Source organism: Desulfovibrio sp. (assembly GCF_018379785.1).
Lineage (GTDB): Bacteria > Desulfobacterota > Desulfovibrionia > Desulfovibrionales > Desulfovibrionaceae > Desulfovibrio.
This window is the reverse complement of record NZ_JAGZUV010000013.1, coordinates 1-1,134: the sequence shown is the minus strand read 5'-3', so window position 1 is coordinate 1,134 and position 1,134 is coordinate 1. Positions and strand designations below refer to the sequence as shown.

The 1,134-nt window shown below is 29.4% G+C and carries 1 protein-coding gene; it reads right to left on the bottom strand.

Annotated features, from left to right (window positions below; genetic code table 11):
• Nucleotides 1-1,003: primase-helicase family protein (locus KH208_RS04155; RefSeq protein WP_291434085.1), on the bottom strand; the 1,003-nt coding region annotated here is incomplete at its 3' end.
• Nucleotides 1,004-1,134 lie beyond the last annotated feature (131 nt).

Here is a 1,134-nt window from a genome sequence, read left to right as displayed (position 1 = left end):
CAGGGGGCGTCAATATATCTATTTCATTAAATTTATATTCCTTTAAATAATTAAAGAATTGTACTATCTCACATTCATTCATTGCATTATAAAGATTCATAAAATACTGTTTGTCTTTTTTGTATTCACTACTAATTCGCAATGCAAAAAACCTTCTTTCATCATATGTTGCTGGTACAGAGAACGTTTCATTCGTGAGGAAAATAAATCTTAAATAATTATTTACCATTTCTGCATCATATCCTTTTCTTTCTATTATAATTTGAGAGTCTGTTATCATTGATTTCAGCTTGCCTTCTTTGCTCTTATCACCTGCCCAAATAGCCTCTTCTGAAACTACAAGAAGCTTTCCGAATAAATGAAAATTAAAATGACCTATCAAATGTTTTGGATCAGTTACTTTTATATACATATTACCAAGAATTTTCTGCCCAATAGCATCAATAAATCCAGATTTTCCCGTACCCTTTTCCCCTTTAATAACGAGAGCAACCCCAGGCATTTTTTCTGGATATTGGAATAGATGTGCAAACCATTTTAAGAGATAAGTATACTTCTCTTCATCTCCATTACACCAAACATGTTTTAAATGATGCGCAATATGTGGGAAATCACCGACCTGATCATCTTTAATATAAAAACCTCTCCAATAATTATAAAATCTTTTATCGCTACAATTAGGTTCAAATATATTTTTTTCATATTGCCTTCTATCTTTGTTGTTAATCCAAAAATCCATAACATTCTGCCATGCTAATTTATTACCAAGTGGACCATATACAGTATCTAGTTGATTATATAAATCTAAAAAATCTCTTTTTGAATATTCTTTAACTTCAATTTCACATTTATTATTCAATATTTCCCTGCAAAAAACAGCCTTATTGCTCAACGTACTCACAAAATGATGCTTATTTACGTCATCCATAACTTCTTTAGTTCTTTCAAGCGCATTGACAATTTTTTCATGATTCATTGGCCCATGTATATTACTATTTGACATAAAATTTCCTTTTTAAATTTAAAAATATTTGGAATGTTCAATTCAATATGTCTAGGCAATATTAATAATTAATTGGGATGTCTTTACATCAATATTGATTTTGAGATTTGCATTTTTGATATCAAGCTCCA